The 19,595-nt window shown below is 63.0% G+C and carries 18 protein-coding genes; 7 read left to right on the top strand and 11 right to left on the bottom strand.

Going from position 1 to position 19,595, the window contains the following annotated elements:
* Positions 1–2: 2 nt before the first annotated feature.
* From aroB to pilM, 6 genes are all read right to left on the bottom strand, one after another.
* The gene (gene aroB / locus DM374_RS13870) at positions 3–1,100 is read right to left on the bottom strand and encodes a 3-dehydroquinate synthase (RefSeq protein WP_110970345.1); all 1,098 of its coding nucleotides are present in this window, start codon (positions 1,098–1,100) and stop codon (positions 3–5) included.
* 100 nt (positions 1,101–1,200) lie between these two features.
* Positions 1,201–1,719: a shikimate kinase AroK gene (aroK, locus tag DM374_RS13865; RefSeq protein WP_095156321.1), complete on the bottom strand. Its 519-nt coding sequence runs from the start codon at positions 1,717–1,719 to the stop codon at positions 1,201–1,203.
* Between the two features lie 4 nt (positions 1,720–1,723).
* Positions 1,724–2,992: a type IV pilus secretin PilQ gene (locus DM374_RS13860; protein ID WP_177431556.1), complete on the bottom strand. Its 1,269-nt coding sequence runs from the start codon at positions 2,990–2,992 to the stop codon at positions 1,724–1,726.
* Positions 2,993–3,012: 20 nt separating this feature from the next.
* Positions 3,013–3,894 carry a type 4a pilus biogenesis protein PilO gene (gene pilO, locus DM374_RS13855; RefSeq protein ID WP_110970344.1) on the bottom strand — a complete coding sequence of 294 codons (882 nt, stop codon included), beginning with the start codon at positions 3,892–3,894 and terminating at the stop codon, positions 3,013–3,015.
* Positions 3,891–4,439 carry a PilN domain-containing protein gene (locus DM374_RS13850; protein ID WP_110970343.1) on the bottom strand — a complete coding sequence of 183 codons (549 nt, stop codon included), beginning with the start codon at positions 4,437–4,439 and terminating at the stop codon, positions 3,891–3,893. Before DM374_RS13850 ends, pilO begins: the two co-directional genes overlap by 4 nt.
* Positions 4,439–5,347, bottom strand: a complete 909-nt coding sequence (gene pilM / locus DM374_RS13845; RefSeq protein ID WP_110970342.1) for a type IV pilus biogenesis protein PilM — start codon at positions 5,345–5,347, stop codon at positions 4,439–4,441. The genes DM374_RS13850 and pilM overlap by 1 nt, the downstream gene beginning before the upstream one ends.
* A 185-nt stretch (positions 5,348–5,532) precedes the next feature.
* Between pilM and DM374_RS13840 the strand changes: the two genes are divergently transcribed.
* The gene (locus DM374_RS13840) at positions 5,533–7,962 is read left to right on the top strand and encodes a penicillin-binding protein 1A (protein ID WP_404821332.1); all 2,430 of its coding nucleotides are present in this window, start codon (positions 5,533–5,535) and stop codon (positions 7,960–7,962) included.
* A 288-nt stretch (positions 7,963–8,250) separates the two neighbouring features.
* Here DM374_RS13840 and DM374_RS13835 read toward each other — a convergent pair whose 3' ends face one another.
* The 3 genes from DM374_RS13835 to rpmE all read right to left on the bottom strand — a co-directional run bounded on the left by DM374_RS13835 (position 8,251) and on the right by rpmE (position 10,735).
* The gene (locus tag DM374_RS13835; RefSeq protein ID WP_110970340.1) at positions 8,251–9,519 is read right to left on the bottom strand and encodes a malic enzyme-like NAD(P)-binding protein; all 1,269 of its coding nucleotides are present in this window, start codon (positions 9,517–9,519) and stop codon (positions 8,251–8,253) included.
* 179 nt (positions 9,520–9,698) lie between these two features.
* The gene (locus DM374_RS13830; protein WP_110970339.1) at positions 9,699–10,520 is read right to left on the bottom strand and encodes a thermonuclease family protein; all 822 of its coding nucleotides are present in this window, start codon (positions 10,518–10,520) and stop codon (positions 9,699–9,701) included.
* Between the two features lie 2 nt (positions 10,521–10,522).
* Complete coding sequence (gene rpmE / locus DM374_RS13825) at positions 10,523–10,735, bottom strand: 50S ribosomal protein L31 (protein ID WP_095156328.1); 213 nt, start codon at positions 10,733–10,735, stop codon at positions 10,523–10,525.
* A 169-nt stretch (positions 10,736–10,904) separates the two neighbouring features.
* Here rpmE and DM374_RS13820 point away from each other — a divergent pair, with 169 nt between their 5' ends.
* From DM374_RS13820 to DM374_RS13810, 3 genes are all read left to right on the top strand, one after another.
* Positions 10,905–13,124: a primosomal protein N' gene (locus tag DM374_RS13820; RefSeq protein ID WP_110970338.1), complete on the top strand. Its 2,220-nt coding sequence runs from the start codon at positions 10,905–10,907 to the stop codon at positions 13,122–13,124.
* 103 nt (positions 13,125–13,227) lie between these two features.
* Positions 13,228–14,964: an arginine--tRNA ligase gene (argS, locus tag DM374_RS13815; protein ID WP_110970337.1), complete on the top strand. Its 1,737-nt coding sequence runs from the start codon at positions 13,228–13,230 to the stop codon at positions 14,962–14,964.
* A 1-nt stretch (position 14,965) separates the two neighbouring features.
* Positions 14,966–15,655 carry an SPOR domain-containing protein gene (locus DM374_RS13810; RefSeq protein WP_095156331.1) on the top strand — a complete coding sequence of 230 codons (690 nt, stop codon included), beginning with the start codon at positions 14,966–14,968 and terminating at the stop codon, positions 15,653–15,655.
* 82 nt (positions 15,656–15,737) lie between these two features.
* Here DM374_RS13810 and DM374_RS13805 read toward each other — a convergent pair whose 3' ends face one another.
* Positions 15,738–16,157 carry an NINE protein gene (locus DM374_RS13805; protein ID WP_110970336.1) on the bottom strand — a complete coding sequence of 140 codons (420 nt, stop codon included), beginning with the start codon at positions 16,155–16,157 and terminating at the stop codon, positions 15,738–15,740.
* A 157-nt stretch (positions 16,158–16,314) separates the two neighbouring features.
* Here DM374_RS13805 and DM374_RS13800 point away from each other — a divergent pair, with 157 nt between their 5' ends.
* Complete coding sequence (locus tag DM374_RS13800; protein WP_110970335.1) at positions 16,315–16,941, top strand: C40 family peptidase; 627 nt, start codon at positions 16,315–16,317, stop codon at positions 16,939–16,941.
* On the opposite strand, the gene DM374_RS13795 is transcribed toward DM374_RS13800, so the two are convergent.
* Positions 16,938–17,978 carry a type IV pilus twitching motility protein PilT gene (locus tag DM374_RS13795; RefSeq protein WP_110970334.1) on the bottom strand — a complete coding sequence of 347 codons (1,041 nt, stop codon included), beginning with the start codon at positions 17,976–17,978 and terminating at the stop codon, positions 16,938–16,940. The genes DM374_RS13800 and DM374_RS13795 overlap by 4 nt on opposite strands.
* Positions 17,979–18,045: 67 nt before the next feature.
* Here DM374_RS13795 and DM374_RS13790 point away from each other — a divergent pair, with 67 nt between their 5' ends.
* Together DM374_RS13790 and proC are read left to right on the top strand one after the other, a co-directional pair.
* Positions 18,046–18,732 carry a YggS family pyridoxal phosphate-dependent enzyme gene (locus DM374_RS13790; RefSeq protein WP_110970333.1) on the top strand — a complete coding sequence of 229 codons (687 nt, stop codon included), beginning with the start codon at positions 18,046–18,048 and terminating at the stop codon, positions 18,730–18,732.
* A 38-nt stretch (positions 18,733–18,770) separates the two neighbouring features.
* On the top strand, positions 18,771–19,589 hold the full coding sequence (gene proC, locus DM374_RS13785; protein ID WP_110970332.1) for a pyrroline-5-carboxylate reductase: 819 nt from the start codon (positions 18,771–18,773) through the stop codon (positions 19,587–19,589).
* Positions 19,590–19,595: the final 6 nt, after the last annotated feature.

The following is a 19,595-nucleotide window of genomic DNA, read 5'->3' as shown; positions in this document are numbered from 1 at the left end:
CCTCAAAGCTGGGCCACGATTGCGCGGTAATCCGCCGCCAGCGTGGCCTGAAGAATCTCTTGCGGATAGTCGTCGGTTACCACGGCCTCGCCCATGTGACGCAGCAAAACCAGACGCAGACGGCCATCGAGCACTTTTTTGTCCACCGACATGTGTTGCATGAACTGCGCCGGTGTCATTTCCTCCGGCGGTACCACCGGCAACCCGGCGCGCTGCAGCAGGCGAATGCCACGGTCGCGTTCCTGCTGGCTGATCCAGCCAAGGCGCATGGACATTTCCAGGGCCATGACAGTACCGGCTGCCACTGCTTCGCCATGCAGCCAGACACCATAGCCCATGTGCGTCTCGATAGCGTGACCGAAGGTGTGGCCGAGGTTCAGCGTAGCGCGCACCCCGGTCTCACGCTCATCGGCCCCGACCACGGCGGCCTTGGCGGCGCAGGAGCGGCGGATGGCTTCGGTCAGGGCAACGGCATCGACGTTGCGCAGGGCATCGACATGCTCTTCAAGCCAGCCAAGGAAAGGCTCGTCGCAAATCAGCCCGTACTTGATCACTTCCGCCAGCCCCGCGGACAACTCGCGCGCCGGCAAGGTGCGCAGGCTGTCGGTATCGATCAGCACCGCGTTGGGCTGATAGAAGGCGCCAACCATGTTCTTGCCCAACGGGTGGTTGATGCCGGTCTTGCCGCCCACGGACGAGTCAACCTGGGACAGCAGCGTGGTCGGAACCTGGATGAAGTCCACGCCACGCTGGTAGCAGGCGGCGGCGAAGCCGGCCATGTCACCGATGACGCCGCCACCGAGGGCGACCACAGTAGTGCGGCGATCATGCCGTGCGGTGAGCAGGGCATCGAAGATCAGTTGCAGGGTTTCCCAGTTCTTGAAGGACTCGCCGTCCGGCAGCACCACCGGCAATACCGAGTAAGCGCCAAGGGTACGGCTCAGGCGTTCGAGGTACAGCGGCGCGACGGTCTCGTTGGAAACGATGGCGACCTGCCGACCCGCGATATGCGGTGCCAGCAGTTCGGGTTGATCCAGCAGGCCCTCGCCGATGTAGATCGGGTAGCTGCGTTCGCCCAGTTCGACCTTAAGTGTCTGCATGTGTCCCCACAAAGAACAAAGGCGCGGGCTCGAACATTCGGCCTGCGCGATAACGGATTGCCCTGTCACGGCATGACTGGTCGCCGAGGATAGTCATGCGCTAACGGGGCGGCAACTTCTGCAAGCGCTCGAGAATGTCCAGCACCACCATGCGTGGTGGCCGCTCGTCGGTTTCGACCACCAGGTCGGCGATCTCCCGATACAGCGGGTCGCGCATCGTCAGCAACGCTCGCAGGGTTTCCTCGGGATTCGCGGTACGCAGCAAGGGGCGATTGCGATCGCGGGCGGTACGTCCCACCTGCTGCTCAACCGAAGCATGCAGGTAGATCACCCGGCCGCCATCGTGCAGAGCCTTGCGGTTGGCATCGCGCATTACCGCGCCACCACCGGTCGCAAGAACAACGCCGTCGGCAGCGCACAGCTCGGCGATCATGGCCTGCTCGCGGTCACGGAAACCCGGCTCACCTTCTTTGTCGAAGATCCATGGGATATTGGCGCCCGTGCGCAATTCAATTTCCTTATCGGAATCCTTGAATGGCAGGCGTAGCTCTTTGGCCAGCAGGCGGCCGATGGTGCTTTTGCCAGCACCCATCGGCCCAACAAGTATCAAATTTCGCACAGAATCAATGACTCACAGCAATCGCCTGGTCATTCATGATACGCGGAGTCAGGAAGACCAGCAGCTCGGATTTTTTCTCGATGATGGCGGAGCGACGAAACAGCCGCCCAACATACGGCACATCGCCCAAAAATGGCACCTTATCCTGCACATTACTTTGGGTTGTCGAGTACACACCACCGATGACAATGGTCTGACCATCCCCAATCTGCACCCGCGCGTTCAACTCGTTCTTGCGGATCGGCGGCACCGTGCCCTGAAGATTGAGGTAGTCCGGCTCGTCCTTGGTGACCTTGACCTGCATGCTCACCCGCCCGCCGGGCATGATCTGTGGCGTGACTTCCAGCGACAGCGATGCTTCGCGAAAGGTGATCGATGTGGCGCCATTGGCCCCCGACTCCTGATAGGGCACCTCACTACCCTTGAGAATCCGCGCGGTTTCCTTGTCAGCGGTCATGACCTTGGGCTGGGAGATGATTTCACCGTTTCCGGACTTCTCCATGGCGTTCAACTCCAGATCCAGCAGCCGGCCATCGCCCACCAGACCGAAGTCGATGCCTGAGGTCACCTTGTCCAGCCCCAAATCGACAAAGGTTGGCGCCTCAGCCCCCAACCCGCTCAACCTGCCGCCCGCCAGCGAGCCGCCCCAGCGCACGCCCAATCCTCGCTCGTAGTCGACATTCGCCTCGACGATACGGGCTTCGATCATGATCTGCCGGACCGGAACATCCAGTTTCCCAAGCAACTGGCGCAGGATTTCCAGTCGCTCCGGACTCTGGCTGGTGATCAGCATATTGGTGCGCTCATCGACGTTGATTGCACCCCAGGGCGCTTCGTCCGGGCTGCCCAGCAACAGCGGCTGGAACAATGCGGCGATATCCGTGGCCCGGGCGTGATTGACCTGTAGCAGGGCCTGCTCCCGCACCCCGGATGATGGCAGCCCCGCATTGTTCAACTCCGCCAGCGGCGCCACCATCAGCACGTTGCCCTCCAATCGTTTGCCCAGACCCTTGCTGCGCAGCACCGTATCGAGCGCCTGATCCCATGGCACGTCCTGCAAGCGCAGTGTCACCGAGCCTTGCACCGCGTCGCTGACCACCAGATTGACCCCGGTGAAGTCAGCCAGCACCTGCAACACCGCTCGCACCTCGACATCCTGGAAATTCAGCGAAAGCGGCTTGCCGCTATGACCTCCAGGCGCAGATACCGCGCCGACAACGTGCGAGAACAGCACCAGCACGCACAACCCCAAGGACCTGAACATCCTGCTCATTCCGTCTCCTTTCACACCAATCATCCCTCGGCCACCGACCCCAGACGCAGTACGCGCGGGATCGGTCCAGCCGCCTCCGGCGCGATCAACTCGATCCGCCCCTCATCAATACTCGCCACCCGTTCAGGCCCCAGCAGATCACCCTCGCGCAGCGGATAAAGCACCTCGCCGACCCGGACCAACGCAACCTGCCCTTGCTGACCACGCAGATACCCGACCATCGTCACCCTCTTCAAAGGCGCGGCCTCGCTCGCCAATAGCTCGGCGGCCGTGAACGGATCACGAGGCTCCGCAGACTGGAGCATCGACACCTCAGGCAAGGTATCTACCAGCGCAGCGCGGTAAGCCTGGAGGCGCAGTTGCACAAGCAACGGCCCGGAGGGACGGTCATCAGGTGCCGCCAGATGCAACTCCCGCAGCGCGACCAGCCGGCCAAGCCCGGCAAGCCCCGAAAGAAACCCTTGTAACGCCGAGTAGTCCCCCGTGGCCTGCACCTGGATGGGAAGTTCGACGTGGTGCTCCCGCGTCCTGGCATCCTCGACCGTCACCTGCTCGAACGTCAGCCCCACACCCAGGCGCGTCAGGTTTTGCAGCAGGCTCGCCAAGCCGTCGTCATCGAACAACTCGCGACGACTGCCCGCCAGTTCGGCCTCAAGTTGCCGCACCTGCTCCTGATGCGCTTCCAGCCGTGCCGCCAGCGCGGATCTACCTTCCCAGCGGGACTGCGACTGACTGTGGATAGCTTCAGCCTGCTCAATGCGCTCGACCAGACCGCGCCCATGAATGACGAAGCCCGTCAGCGGAATGATCAACAGGCAGCCGCCCATCAGCAGCGCCTTCACTGGCCAGGAGCACTTCACCAGCCTCGACCATACCGGCCCGGCACTCAGCGACATGTTCATGACTGTTCTACAGCCGCAACCGGGCGCAGGCTGACCACTATCTGAAAGCGCTCGCCCTGGCTGGACGACTTCACTTCCTGGAGGTCCGGAGCACTCAAGCCAGGTGACTGCCCCAGATTGCGCAGCAGTTGCGCGATGTCGGAACCCGAGCGGGCCAGCCCGGACAGCCTCAGTTCGTCACCGGCCAGTTGCAGCCCATAGAGCCGCACCTGCGCTGGCACGATCCGCGTCAGGTGGGTCAGTAGTTCAGCCCCGGATTGGCCTTGGCGCTGCAACGCCTGTAGTTCGTTTAGCTGCTCAATGAGCGCGTCGCGCCGGACCACCAGGCCTTCGACTTCAGCCATGGGGCCATCAAGCGCAGCAGTCCGTTCATCCAGGCGGCTGTTTTCCTTCAATTGCGCGTTGAGTCGCTGATTGAGCAGTCCGAAGACGACCACCATCAGCAATCCGCCCAACAGCACCGCCGCCAGCAACCCATATTGAAAGCCGCGGATCGCCCGCTGGCGTCGCCATTCCCGCCAGGGCAACAAATTGACCGCGTGCATCAGGCGTACCCTCGTAGCGCCAGCCCACAGGCCACGCCCAGCATCGGCGCTGCCTGACGCAGATCGGCGGCCCCCTGCTGTGGCTCAAGCAATGTCGCCAGTGGATCGAACGGCTGCGTCACCACACCAAGGCGCTGCCGCAGTTGCCCGGCCAGACCATCCCAGCCAGCACGCGCACCCGCGAGCCATAGCTGGTCCGGCATCGCACCCGGCTCACGTAGCAGGCACAAGTCAACAAATTCGACCAGCCTCTCCAGTTGCGGCTCAAGGGGCACATGGCGCTCGCTGAACGACGGCGTACCGTCCTTGGCAAATGCCTGGAATACCCAGCCATCCACCTCCAGTTGCAGCACCGCCGCCAGTCCTGTCGGCTTGCGATTCAACACCCGTTGCCAGGCGTGACTGTCGATGTCCACGATCCGTGCCCGCAAGCCGGCCAGGTCCATGACCGCTTCCATGCCGTCCAGCCACTCCTGGCGACAAGCCGTGAACGCCACGCTCAGGAAGCCCGGGGCACCAGCAGATACCTGGTAATCGAGCGCGGCCTCTTCCACCGCGAAGGGAATGAATTGCTCGGCCTCGTCCCGCAGCCGTTCGTCGATTTCATCGTCATCGAGCTCCGACGGCATCGCCACGGCATGCTGGATCACCACCGAGGCGGGCACCGCCAGCGCAACTTCGCGACGGCTCGCGCCGCTGCGCGCAAAGGCGCGCATCAAGGCTGCGGCGACCGCCTCATGGTCAATCACCCGACCGTCCGCCACAGCCCCACGCGGAAGTGGCTCGACCGCCCAGCCTCGCACACGAAGCCCCTCCTCCCGGCGTTCCAGTTGCAGCACCCTGACAGCGCAAGAGGCGATTTCCACCCCCAGCAGTGAACCGGCATCCCAGCCTGAGCGTCCAAACATCCTGTTTCCTCATTTCCATGGAAAAAGCGAGAGCGTCCAGGACCAGGGAGACGCCAATGGCACCCTCCTGACGCCCGGTGCAAATCACGCGGGGAAGTGAAAATTGCTTATAATGCCCAGCGTTTTTCCGGCCCGCCGGGCCCTGCGCTCAACCCAAAACTCCAACTGGACATCCCAAAGCCTTGATACGCCTGCTGAAGTTCTTCTGGTGGTCTTTCGTCGCAGTCATTTGCGCAGCCGTACTCGGTCTGAGTGGCGCGTTTCTGTATCTTAGTCCCAGCCTCCCTTCGGTCGAGGCGCTGCGAAGCATCCAGTTGCAGATACCGCTGAGGGTGTACAGCAGTGACGGAAAGCTGATCGCCGAGTTTGGCGAAATGCGCCGCTCTCCAATCCGTTTCGCGGATATTCCCCCACACTTCATTCAGGCATTGCTGTCAGCCGAGGACGACAATTTCCTCAACCACTACGGTGTTGACCCCAGCAGCCTGATGCGCGCCGCCTCCCAGCTGGTCAAGTCCGGGCACATCCAGACCGGCGGCAGCACCATCACCATGCAGGTGGCGAAGAACTTCTTCCTGTCCAGCGAACGCAGCTTCTCGCGCAAGACCAACGAGATCCTCCTGGCCCTGCAGATCGAACGGGAGCTGACCAAGGACGAAATCCTCGAGCTGTACGTCAACAAGATTTACCTGGGCAACCGTGCCTACGGCATCGAGGCTGCGGCGCAGGTGTATTACGGCAAGTCGATCCGCGACATCAGTCTGGCGCAGATGGCGATGATCGCCGGCCTGCCCAAGGCGCCGTCGCGCTTCAACCCGCTGGCCAACCCGGCCCGGGCCAAGGAGCGCCGCGACTGGATCCTCGGGCGCATGTACAAGCTGGGCAAGATCGACGAATCCAGCTACCAGGCCGCCCTGGCCGAGCCGCTGAACGCCAGCTATCACGTGCCGACGCCAGAAGTGAACGCGCCCTACATCGCCGAAATGGCCCGCGCCGAAATGGTCGGCCGCTACGGCAGCGATGCTTACACCGAAGGTTTCCGGGTCACCACCACGGTGCCGAGCGATCTCCAGGCCATCGCCAATAACGCCGTACTCGACGGGCTTACCTCCTACGATCAGCGCCACGGCTACCGGGGTCCCGAATCACGCATGCCGGGCAAGACCCGCGCTGCGTGGCTGCAGGAACTGGGCAAGCAGCGCAACATGGGCGGCCTTGAGCCGGCCATCGTGATCCAGGTCGACAAGACCGGCCTGCGCGTACTGACCAGGTCAGGCGACGAGGCCACCGTTGCCTGGGACACCATGAAATGGGCGCGCCCGTTCCTCAACACCAATAGCCAGGGCCGCAGCCCGCAACAGGCGAGCGATGTGTCGCAGGTCGGCGACCTGATTCGGGTCCGCCGGATGGAAGATGGCAGCCTGGCCTTCAGCCAGGTTCCCGGCGCACAGAGCGCGCTGGTTACCCTCGATCCGAATAACGGCGCGATCCGCGCACTGGTCGGCGGCTTCTCCTTCGAACAGAGCAACTACAACCGCGCGATGCAGGCCAAACGCCAGCCAGGCTCCAGCTTCAAACCCTTCGTCTATAGCGCGGCACTGGATAACGGCTACACCGCCGCCAGCCTGGTGAACGACGCACCGATCGTGTTCGTCGACGAGTACCTGGACAAAGTCTGGCGTCCGAAGAACGACACCAACACCTTCCTCGGCCCGATCCGCATGCGCGAGGCGCTGTACAAGTCGCGTAACCTGGTGTCGATCCGCCTGCTGCAAAGCATGGGCGTCGACAAGACCATCGACTACATCGCCAAGTTCGGCTTCAACAAGCAGGACCTGCCGCGCAACCTGTCCCTGGCACTGGGCACCGCAACCCTGACGCCGATGGAGATCGCCACGGGCTGGAGTGCTTTCGCCAACGGCGGCTTCAAGATCAGCCCGTACCTGATCGAACGTATCGACAGCCGTAACGGCGAAACCCTGTTCACCGCCAATCCGGCGCGGGTTCCGTCGGGACAGGAAGACCAGGCCGGCATCGCCGCGCCGCAAGCGCAGGCGATCACTACCGATGCCACGGCAGCACCGTCCACGCAGCCACAGGTCCCGCTGACCGCGGAGCGGATCATCGACGGGCGTACCAGCTACATCCTCACCAGCATGCTGGAGGACGTCATCAAGCGCGGGACCGGGCGTCGCGCCATGGCACTGGGCCGTAACGACCTGGCCGGCAAGACCGGGACCACCAACGAATCCAAGGACGCCTGGTTCTCCGGGTACAACGCCGACTACGTCACGACGGTCTGGACTGGCTTCGACCAGCCTGAAACCCTGGGCCGTCGCGAGTATGGCGGCACGGTGTCGCTGCCGATCTGGATGAGCTTCATGGGCCCCGCGCTCAAGGACAAGCCAGAGCATCGGTTGCCGGAGCCCGAAGGCATCCTCAGCCTGCGGGTCGATCCGGTCAGTGGCCGCGCGGCAACGCCGGGGACGCCGAATGCCTACTTCGAGCTGTTCAAGGCCGAGGACACTCCGCCTTCGGTCAACGAGCTGGGCAACGGCAGCGTACCGGGCAGCCCGCTGCCAGCGGACGAAGCGGCGCCGATGGATCTGTTCTGATTCCTGCATCCTTAGGTGGGCCGCTCACGATACTGTAGGAGCGGCCCTTCGCGACTAACAGCCCACAGGTTTGTGCGCAGGCCTTGATAGCTGCATTGCCCCTGTGGAAGCTGGCTTGTCGGGGCGCCGAACCGCAGCGATGGCGCCCGATCAGGCAGCAGCGTTGTCACTGATGGCCCCATCGCCGGCAAGCCGGCTCCCACAGGTTCCGCGCAAGACCATCATGTTTGCCCAACAAAAAAGCCCCGACTCTCACGAGCCGGGGCTTTCTTTTATTACGTCAGCGGATCAACCGTTGAACACTTCATCCACGCTGTTCAGCGGGTAGTGTTTCGGGTACGGCAGGGTCGCTACGCCAGTCTCGATGGCGGCTTTGGCCACGGCATCGGAAACGACGGTCAGCAGACGCGAGTCCATTGGCTTCGGAATGATGTACTCACGACCGAATTCCAGACCCGCAACACCGTAAGCGTCGCAGACTTCTTTCGGAACTGGCAGCTTGGCCAGGCCTTTCAGAGCGTTGGCGGCAGCGATCTTCATTTCTTCGTTGATGCGCTTGGCGCGAACGTCCAGGGCACCACGGAAGATGAACGGGAAGCCCAGAACGTTGTTGACCTGGTTCGGGTAGTCGGAACGACCGGTAGCCATGATCACGTCGTTACGAGTGGCGTGGGCCAGCTCTGGCGAGATTTCCGGATCAGGGTTGGAGCAGGCGAAGACGATCGGGTTTGGCGCCATCGACTTCAAGCCTTCAGCGCTCAGCAGGTTCGGACCGGACAGACCCACGAACACGTCGGCGCCGTCCAGAGCATCGGCCAGGCTGCGCTTGTCGGTAGCGTGGGCGAATACTGCCTTGTACTGGTTCAGGTCATCGCGACCAGCGTGGATCACGCCAGTACGGTCAACCATGAAGATGTTCTCGATGTTTGCGCCCATGCTCACCAGCAGTTTCATGCAGGAGATGGCCGCAGCACCGGCGCCCAGGCAGACGATCTTGGCGTCGGCCAGGGTTTTGCCAGCGATTTCCAGGGCGTTGATCATGCCGGCGGCGGTCACGATGGCGGTGCCGTGCTGGTCGTCGTGGAAAACCGGGATGTCGCACTGTTCGATCAGGGCACGCTCGATCTCGAAGCACTCAGGTGCCTTGATGTCTTCGAGGTTGATGCCACCGAAGGTGATGGAGATGCGCTTGACGGTATCGATGAAGGCTTGCGGGCTTTCGGAGTCGACTTCGATGTCGAACACGTCGATACCGGCGAAACGCTTGAACAGAACACCCTTGCCTTCCATCACTGGCTTGGAAGCCAGTGGGCCGAGGTTACCCAGGCCAAGAATGGCGGTACCGTCGGAGATCACTGCTACCAGATTGCCCTTGCCGGTGTACTTGTAGGCCAGCTCGGGATCGCGACCGATTTCACGCACCGGCTCCGCGACGCCCGGGCTGTAGGCCAGCGCCAGGTCACGAGCGGTTGCGGTTGGTTTGGTAAGCTCTACGCTCAGTTTCCCCGGACGAGGCTGAGCATGATATTCAAGAGCGGCAGTTTTCAGGTCTGACATGGTGGGCATTCCGCTTGTTTACTGTTCTGACGGACCGCCGAGGATACGCAAAGAGCCAAGGGCCGACAAGACTGCCCGGTCACTTGTGTCAAGGCCTTTAAGCTACGACTTTCCGCCAAGAGCCGCGTAGTACGCGGCTTTCGATGTGTACAATCGAGCAAAAAAATGTCCACAATTTTTTATCTTTTGGCCCTTTCCAGCATGCTCGGGTCGGTCAATTGCAGCAACCAACGCTGCTGACCCGGCTTCAGCCCCCCTTTGCGGGAACGATCCAGCACCCAACCGCGTACTTCGACGGAACGCCCCTTCAGGCCGGAAAGAAAGGAAGACGGAAAGTTGCGTTGCACTTTGGAAGGGATCTGAAGCACCAGCGAGTTACCAATCTCGATCCAGATTCCGCCGCGATTACGCTCTATTGCGCTGACTTTGCCGCTAACCACAGCGAAACCAGAGCGTCGCAGGCTACTCGCGCCGATCACCGGAGAACTGCGCCAGACGCCGGCCCCGGCCTTGCGCGCAGCTTGCTCGGCCCGTTTCTGGCACGCGACCAACCGCACATTCGGCGCCACCGCCACGTGGTAGCCAAGACCCTCGCTGAGCAGCACGGCTTCGAAATTGTCGCCAGAGCGACCATAGACATGCGCCAGCGTGCGCCCGTACTTGTCGCGGGATTCAGTACCGGGCAACAAGCCGACGCGACCATGACTTTGTCGGACCAACGTCTCCAGGCGCCGACGGGCGGTCTCGGCGAGGGCTTCGCTGCGTCGTCCTTTGCGACCGATTTCCGGTGTATTGATGCCAATCAGCCGAACACTGCGACCGTCATCGAGGCGCAGCGTGTCGCCATCGACCACGCTGCGCACGCTGGCCGATGACAGGCCGGAGGGCGCCGGGCAGAACGCCAGGGCCGGCAATTGCCAAATCGCACCCACAAAAAAAGCGCCCACGAGGGGCGCCTTTTTTTGCAACCAGGCCAGACCCATAGGGCCAGCCAAGCGCATTCTTACTTCTTGCCGAACGTACCGAAACGATCTGCGAAGCGCTGTACGCGGCCGCCGGTATCCAGAGTCTTCTGCTTACCGGTGTAGAACGGGTGGCACTCGTTGCACACGTCGATTGGCAGTGGTTTGCCGAAGGTCGAACGGGTTTCGAACTTGTTGCCGCAGCTGCAGGTGACCGCAACCGCTTCGTAAACTGGATGAATATCTGCTTTCATGGCCATTTCCTCGACTGCGTGCCGCCACCCAACACCATTGTTGAATACCGCACGTAATTAGGCGGCGAATAATACCAGAGCGAAGCCTCAGCGCAAGTTGTCGCTTGCACCGACTGTCGTCTGCTAGGCTCGCGGGCATCTGGAATTACCCTTACAGAGAAGCCTCCGCGTGTCCGACGTCATTCTTCGCCTTGCCCTGCCCTCGCCACTACGGCGGCTGTTCGACTACAGGGCCACGGCGAGCATGGCGCGCCAGACGCTCACGCCAGGCATGCGCGTACGCGTGCCGTTTGGCCGCCGGGAGATGATCGGCGTCCTGGTGGAGGTCGCTGAGCACAGCGAGGTGCCCGCAGACAAACTCAAGCCGGCGATCGCCCTGCTCGATCCGGTCTCGCCGCTGCCACCGGCGCTGTTCAAGCTCTGCCTGTGGACCGCCCAATATTATCAGCACAGCCTCGGCGACACCCTGAGCTGGGCGCTGCCGGTGCTGTTGCGTCAGGGCGAACCCGCCGAAGCGCGCCAGGAGCGCTTCTGGCAAGTTGCCCCCAACGCTCGCCAGGATGATCCGCGCATCGCCCGCGCACCGCGCCAGCGTGAAGCTCTCGCCACCCTCGCCCAGCATCCCCACGGCGTCGCCCATGGCCTGCTGGGCAAGCTGGGGCTGAGCAAGGACAGCCTCGACCTGTTGCTGGCCAAGGAGATGGTGGCGGTCGAAGTGCGCCGCCATGCCCCGCAGGCCCGCCACGAACACTGGCTGGCGCAACCGGAACTGCCGCTCAACGATGAACAGCGCGCCGCCTTCCACGCCGTGCGCGCCGGTTTCGATACGTTCCACGCCTTCCTGCTGGCCGGGGTGACGGGCAGCGGCAAGACCGAGGTCTACCTGCAACTGATCCGCGAAACCCTCGAAGCCGGCAAGCAGGCGCTGATCCTGATTCCGGAAATCAATCTCGGGCCGCAGACCCTGGCCCGCTTCGAGCAGCGTTTCAATGCGCGCATCGCTCTGCTGCACTCGGCGGTCAACGACCGCGAGCGCCTGGACGCCTGGCTCGCCGCCCGCGATGGCGAAGCCGACATCATCATTGGCACCCGCTCGGCGCTGTTCACGCCGATGAAGAATCCCGGGCTGATCATCATCGACGAGGAGCACGACGGCTCCTACAAACAGCAGGAAGGCCTGCGCTACCACGCCCGCGACCTGGCGCTGGTACGTGCGCGGCAGGAAAACATCCCGATCCTGCTGGGCTCGGCCACTCCATCGCTGGAAAGCCTGCACAACGCCCACTCCGGCCGCTACGGCCTGCTGCGCCTGAACCACCGTGCCGGCGGCGCCCAAGCCCCGCGTTTCCTGCGCCTGGACGTAAAAAGCCGGCCACTGGACAGCGGCATCAGCGGGCCAATGCAACAGGCCATTGCCCAGACCCTCGCCGCCGGCCAGCAAGTCCTGGTGTTCCTCAACCGCCGCGGCTTCGCCCCGACCCTGCTCTGCCACGACTGCGGCTGGCTGTCCGAATGCCCGCGCTGCGATGCGCGAATGACCGTGCACCAGCGCTCCGGCGAACTGCGCTGCCACCATTGCGGGCATGAAGAACGCATCCCGCGCCAGTGCCCGCAGTGCAACCACGTCGATCTGCGGCCGGTGGGCGCCGGCACCGAGCGCGCCGAAGAGCGCCTGAGCATTCTGTTTCCTGATTTCCCGGTTCTGCGGGTGGATCGCGACAGCACCTCGCGCAAGGACGCGATGAACCAGTTGTTCAACACCATCCAGCGCGGCCAGCCGTGCATCCTGGTCGGCACGCAGATGCTCGCCAAGGGGCACCACTTCCCGCGGGTCACTCTGGTGGCGATCCTCGATGCCGATGGCGGGCTGTTCTCCGGCGACTTCCGCGCCGCCGAGCGCATGGCCCAATTGATCGTGCAGGTCGCCGGGCGCGCCGGGCGGGCCGAAGAGCCGGGCAAAGTGATCATCCAGACCCACCTCGCCGACCATCCTTTATTGGTGCAACTGACCGAGCAAGGCTACTTCGCCTTTGCCGAGCAGGCCCTGAGCGAGCGCCGCGCCGCCGGCCTGCCGCCGTTCGCGCACCTCGCGCTGCTGCGCGCAGAGGCGCACAAACCGGGCCAGGCTGAAGGTTTTCTCGACGAAGCCTGCTCCGCAGCCGAACGATTGCTGGCCGAGCAAGGTCTGCATGGGATCGAATTGCTGGGGCCGGTCCCGGCACCGATGGAACGCCGTGCCGGTCGCTACCGCGCACAATTGCTGCTTCAGGCCAATGCGCGGGCGCCGCTGCATCGACTGATCAGCGCCTGGTTGCTAGTGTTGGAACAGTTACCCAGCGGGCGCCAGGTGCGCTGGTCGCTGGATGTGGACCCGGTAGATCTGTACTAGCGCCGGCCCAAAGGTTGGCAACCTTGCACCAGCAACGGATAATGCCCAGTTTTTCCACCTGCGCATCGAAGCGCCGCCGCGCTTGCGGTCGAAAGAGAATCCCATGAAAGACACCATTCGCCAGCTCATCCAGCAAGCCCTGACCCAACTCACCCTCGACGGTGTGCTGCCTGAAGGGCTGACGCCGGCGATCCAGGTGGAGAACGCCCGGGACAAGACCCACGGCGATTTCGCCAGCAACATCGCCATGATGCTGGCCAAACCGGCCGGCATGAAGCCCCGCGACCTGGCCGAGAAGCTCATCGCCGCGCTGCCTGCCGATCCGCAGATCAGCAAGGTCGAGATCGCCGGCCCCGGCTTCCTCAATTTCTTCCAGAACACCCAGGCCCTGGCTTCGCGCCTGGACGCCGCCCTGGCTGACGCCAAGCTCGGCGTGCACAAGGCCGGCCCGCAGCAGAAAGTGGTCATCGACCTGTCCGCGCCGAACCTGGCCAAGGAAATGCACGTAGGCCACCTGCGCTCGACCATCATCGGCGACGCCGTGGCCCGGGTTCTGGAGTTCCTCGGCGACGACGTGATCCGGCAGAACCACGTTGGCGACTGGGGCACCCAGTTCGGCATGCTGCTGGCCTACCTGGAAGAGAACCCGATCACCAGCGACGAGCTGTCGGACCTGGAAAACTTCTACCGCGCCGCCAAGAAGCGTTTCGACGAGTCCGAAGCCTTCGCCGACCGCGCCCGTGGCCTGGTGGTCAAGTTGCAGGCCGGTGATGCCGAGTGCCTGACGCTGTGGACCCGCTTCAAGGACATCTCGCTGTCGCACTGCCAGAAGACCTACGAACTGCTCAACGTCAAACTGACCCCCGCCGACGTGATGGGCGAAAGCGCCTATAACGACGACCTCGCCAACGTGGTCAGCGACCTCAAGGCCAAGGGCCTGCTGGTCGAAAGCAATGGTGCGCAGTGCGTGTTCCTCGAAGAATTCAAGACCGCTGACGGCGACCCGCTGCCGGTGATCGTGCAGAAGGCCGATGGCGGCTATCTCTACGCCACTACCGACCTGGCGGCCGTGCGCTACCGCAGCAACGTGCTGCACGCCGACCGCGCGCTGTACTTCGTCGACCAGCGCCAGGCCCTGCACTTCCAGCAAGTGTTCGAAGTGGCCCGTCGCGCCGGCTTCATCAGCCACCCGATGCAGACCGAGCACATGGGCTTCGGCACCATGAACGGCGCGGACGGCCGCCCGTTCAAGACCCGCGACGGCGGCACGGTGAAGCTGATCGACCTGCTGACCGAAGCCAAGGAACGCGCCTACACCCTGGTGAAGGAAAAGAACCCGGAACTGCCGGAAGACGACCTGCGCGCCATCGCCAAGGTGGTCGGTATCGGCGCCGTGAAATACGCCGACCTGTCCAAACACCGCACCAGCGACTACAGCTTCAACTTCGACCTGATGCTGAACTTCGAAGGCAACACCGCGCCTTACCTGCTGTACGCCTACACCCGCGTGGCCGGTGTCTTCCGCAAGCTCGGCAAGGACTTCAGCGAAGTTGAAGGTCAGATCGTTCTGCAAGCACAGCAGGAACAAGACCTGGCCGCACGCCTGGCGCAGTTTGCCGAGATCCTCAACAACGTCGCCGAAAAAGGCACGCCGCACGTACTGTGCAGCTACCTGTACGACGTTGCCGGCCTGTTCTCCAGCTTCTACGAGAACTGCCCGATCCTCGGCGCTGAAACCCCGGAACAACAACAGAGCCGCCTGCGTCTGGCAGCACTGACCGGTCGCACCCTGAAACAGGGCCTGGAGCTGCTGGGCCTGGAAACCCTGGAGCGTATGTAAGTTGGCAGCCAAGAAGAAACCCGCCCCGAAGCGCGGCGCCAGCCGCTACCAGGCACCAGCGAAAAAGCCGATTCCGGGCTGGTTGTGGATGGCGATCGGCCTGACAGTCGGTGCCTTCATCGTGTTCCTGATGAAGCTCGAACCGGGTCGGGATGAGGTCAAGCGGGAGAAACCCGAGCAGCAGAAGGCCGAGAAGGTCGCCGAGGCGAACAAGACGCCGCCCAGCCCGCAGCAGCCGGTGAAGCCGAAGTACGACTTCTATACCCTGCTGCCGGAATCGGAAGTGATCGTGCCGCCGGAAGCCGTGCCCGAGAAAACGCCGCCGGTACCAGCGCAACCGCCGGTCACACCAGCGGAAGCGGCGAAGATCGACACCGCCCGGGCCCAGGCCGCGCTCAACGGCGAGGTTCCGCCCCCGGCGCCGCCCGTGATCAAGCCGGCCGCCACCACGCAGTTCTATCTGCAGGCGGGCTCGTTCCGCAAACAGGCGGATGCCGACAAAGTGCGCGCGCAGATCATCCTGCTCGGTCAGTCGGTGCAAGTGGAATCCGGCACGGTCAAGGAAGAGACCTGGTACCGGGTGCTGGTCGGTCCGTTCAGCAACCGTGAACAATTGACCGTGGCTCAGAAACAATTGGCCGGCAGTGGCTTCAACAACCTGCTGTTGCAGCAACGCCAGACTCGCCAGTAAGCAGCTACAAATTTCAAGCGGTAAGCTGCAAAAAGTCGGCGCACACAGTGCTGGCTCTTTCTTGCAGCTTATAGCTTGAAGCTCAATACCGTTGTTGCGCGTTCTTCATCGAAACCTGCGTGTTCAGGGTCCAGAAGTCATACAGCACACCGACCAGGAACAACCCGCCAGTGAACAGGTAGATCACACCCGTGATCCATTTGCCCTGATACATCCGGTGCACACCGAACACCCCAAGGAACGTCAACAGCACCCACGCCACGCTGTAGTCCAATGGACCTGCGTGGAAGCGCAGGTCTGCTTCGCGGTCCATGGTCGGGATCAGGAACAGGTCGATCAGCCAACCGATACCCAGCAGGCCAAGGGTGCAGAACCAGATCGTCCCCGTGACCGGTTTGCCGTAATAGAAGCGGTGCGCGCCAAGAAAACCAAAGATCCACAACAGGTAACCAATGACCTTGCTGTGGGTGTCAGGACGCCCTTGCTGCTGATAACCGTTCATTCATAGCCTCCCGGGTTTAGAGAAAAATTTTCTAAGCAAATATGTGACTTTTTCCGATCAAGCCGACGTATGACACTTTTGAGACGACCAGTGGATCAGAAAATGACCAAAAAGCTGTTATAAAGTTGCGCGCCTACACCAACAAGAGCCCTGCCTAATGCGTTCATTTTTCAAGACATGGCTAACTATTTGCCTATTATTGCCACTGGCCGCCCACGCCACCAACCGTGAGCAACGTCTTCCCACCGGCTTTTCAGGATCGACCGCCCATTCCACGGCCACCCGCTCTACCAAGAGCGTAGCCAGCAATCCCCAGCACTCGCGCCGCACCCACGGTGCCTCGCAGACGGTTGCGCAGATGCCGCCGAGCCAGAGCAGCGACGTGCTCAGCCGCGCCGTCAACCAGTTGGGCACACCCTATCGCTGGGGCGGCAGCACCCCGGGCAAGGGCTTCGATTGCAGCGGCCTGGTCAAGTACGCCTTCAACGACATCGACGCCGTCGACCTGCCGCGCACCTCCAATGCGATGGCCAGTGGCGACCACGGCGTGAAAGTCGATCGCAGCGACCTAAAGCCCGGTGACCTGCTGTTCTTCAACATCAAAAGCCGTCGGGTGAACCATGTTGCCATCTACCTCGGCAACGACCGCTTCATCCATGCCCCGCGTACCGGCAAGCGCGTCACCATCGATACGCTGAACAAGCCGTACTGGGACAAACGCTACGTGGTGGCCAAGCGCGTGCTGCCGCAACAGCAAGAGCAACTGCGCCTGGCCAAGCGCTAGAAAGCCGATGCCGAGGGTGAACGCATGTTCGCCCGAGCGCTTTGCGCACTGATATCCCCCCGCGCCAGCAATCCCTGAAGGCAACTGTCCAAGGTTTGCATCCCCTGCCCCGCGCCGGTCTGCATTGCTGAATACAACTGCGCCTGTTTGCCTTCGCGAATCAGGTTGCGTACGGCGGGGGTCGCCACCAGGATCTCCTGCACGGCGACCCGCCCGCCTGCCGCGCGCGGCACCAGCACTTGCGACACCACCGCCCGCAACGACTCGGCCAGCAAGCTGCGCACCATCGCCTTTTCCTCGCCGGCGAAGACATCGACGATGCGGTCGATGCTTTTCACCGCCGACGCCGTGTGCAGCGTCGCCAGCACCAGATGCCCGGTTTCCGCGGCGGTCAGGGCCAGACGGATGGTTTCCAGGTCGCGCAGTTCGCCGAGCATGATGACATCCGGGTCCTGACGCAGCGCCGCTCGCAAGGCCTGGGCGAAACCAAGGCTGTGGCGGTGGATTTCACGCTGATTGACCTGGCTGCGCAGCGGCTCATGGATGAACTCGACAGGGTCTTCCAGCGTGAGGATGTGCAAGGCGCGCTGGCGATTCAGATGTTCCACCAGCGCGGCCAGGGTGGTGGACTTGCCCGACCCGGTGGGCCCGGTGACCAGCACCAGCCCGGACTCCACGTCCACCAACCGCTTGAACGCCTCTCCCAACCCCAGTTGCTCCAGGCTCGGCACCCGCTCCGGCAGCAAGCGCAAGACTGCCCCGGCGCCATGCAATTGCTCGAAGACATTCACCCGGCAACGCGGTTTGTCCGGCAAGGCCACGGCGAAGTCCAGATCGCGGCGCTCCTCGAACTCGCGCTGCTGCCGTTCACTCATGATCTGCGCAAGCAGCGCGCGCATCGCCGCCGGTTCCAGAGGCGGCAGATCCAGCGGGCGCATCTGCCCATCCACACGGATATTCGGCACCCGGCCAGCCGCCAGATGCAGATCGGAAGCGCCCTCCCTGAGCGCCAGGGCCAACAGCCCGGTCATTTCCATAAGACTCCCCAAAGACTGACAAGCGGGTAGAATGCCCCGGACCCAATGACCCGCTGGCATCGAATCCATGTCCACCATAGCAGACAACCTTTCCACGCTTGCCGGACGCATCCAGGCCGCCGCTGCGGCTTGCGGACGCGACCCAGCGAGCATCCAGTTGCTGGCCGTGAGCAAGACCAAACCCGCCGAAGCCGTGCGTGAAGCCTTCGCCGCCGGCGTGCGCGATGTCGGCGAGAATTACCTTCAGGAAGCACTCGGCAAACAGGAAGAATTGACCGACCTGCCCTTGACCTGGCACTTCATCGGCCCCATTCAGTCGAACAAGACGCGCGCCATTGCCGAACATTTCGACTGGGTACACTCGGTGGATCGACTGAAAATCGCACAACGACTCTCGGAACAACGCCCGACCAACCTGGCGCCGCTGAACCTGTGCCTGCAGGTCAACGTCAGCGGTGAAGACAGCAAGTCCGGCTGCACCCCCGAAGAACTGCCGGCCCTGGCCGCCGCCGTCGCCGCGCTGCCGAACCTGCGCCTGCGCGGCCTGATGGCCATTCCCGAACCCACCGACGACCGCGCCGCACAAGACGCCGCCTTCGCCCGTGTTCGGGAGCTTCAAGACAGCCTCGGGCTGGGCCTCGATACCCTGTCCATGGGCATGAGCCACGACCTGGAAAGCGCCATCGCCCAAGGCGCAACCTGGGTCCGTATCGGCACCGCGCTGTTCGGTGCCCGCGACTATGGCAAGGCCTGATCCATGCATTTTTCACCTTCTTCTACCAAGGACCTGACATGAGCAAGACTCGTATTGCCTTTATCGGCGCAGGCAACATGGCCGCCAGCCTGATCGGCGGTCTGCGCGCCCAGGGCCTGGAAGCCGCGCAGATCCGCGCCAGCGACCCGGGTGCCGAACAACGGGCGAAGATCCACGCCGAACACGGCATCGAATTGTTCGAAGACAACGCCAGCGCCGTCCAAGGTGCCGACGTGGTGGTACTGGCGGTCAAGCCGCAGGCCATGAAAGCGGTCTGCGAAGCCTTGAAGCCAAGCCTGAAGCCTGAGCAACTGGTGGTCTCCATCGCCGCCGGCATCACTTGCGCCAGCATGAACAAATGGCTCGGCGCACAGCCGATCGTTCGCTGCATGCCCAACACCCCGGCGCTGCTGCGCCAGGGCGTAAGCGGTCTGTATGCCACCGCTGACGTCAGCGCAGAACAACGCGAGCAAGCCGAGCAACTGCTCTCGGCGGTGGGCATCGCCCTGTGGCTGGACAGCGAGCAACAACTGGACGCGGTCACCGCCGTTTCCGGCAGTGGCCCGGCGTACTTCTTCCTGCTGATCGAAGCCATGACCGCCGCCGGCGAAAAGCTCGGCCTGCCACGGGAAACCGCTTCCAGGCTGACCCTGCAAACCGCTCTGGGCGCCGCGCACATGGCGGTATCCAGCGATGTCGACGCAGCCGAACTGCGCCGCCGGGTCACCTCGCCCAACGGCACCACCGAAGCGGCAATCAAATCGTTCCAGGCTGACGGTTTCGAAGCACTGGTTGAGAAGGCGCTAGGCGCTGCAGCACATCGTTCGGCGGAAATGGCCGAACAACTGGGCAACTAAGGAGCG

This window comes from Pseudomonas huaxiensis, assembly GCF_003231275.1.
GTDB classification, from domain to species: domain Bacteria; phylum Pseudomonadota; class Gammaproteobacteria; order Pseudomonadales; family Pseudomonadaceae; genus Aquipseudomonas; species Aquipseudomonas huaxiensis.
Note: the sequence above shows the minus strand (reverse complement) of the source record. Positions and strands in the feature narration are given on the sequence as shown.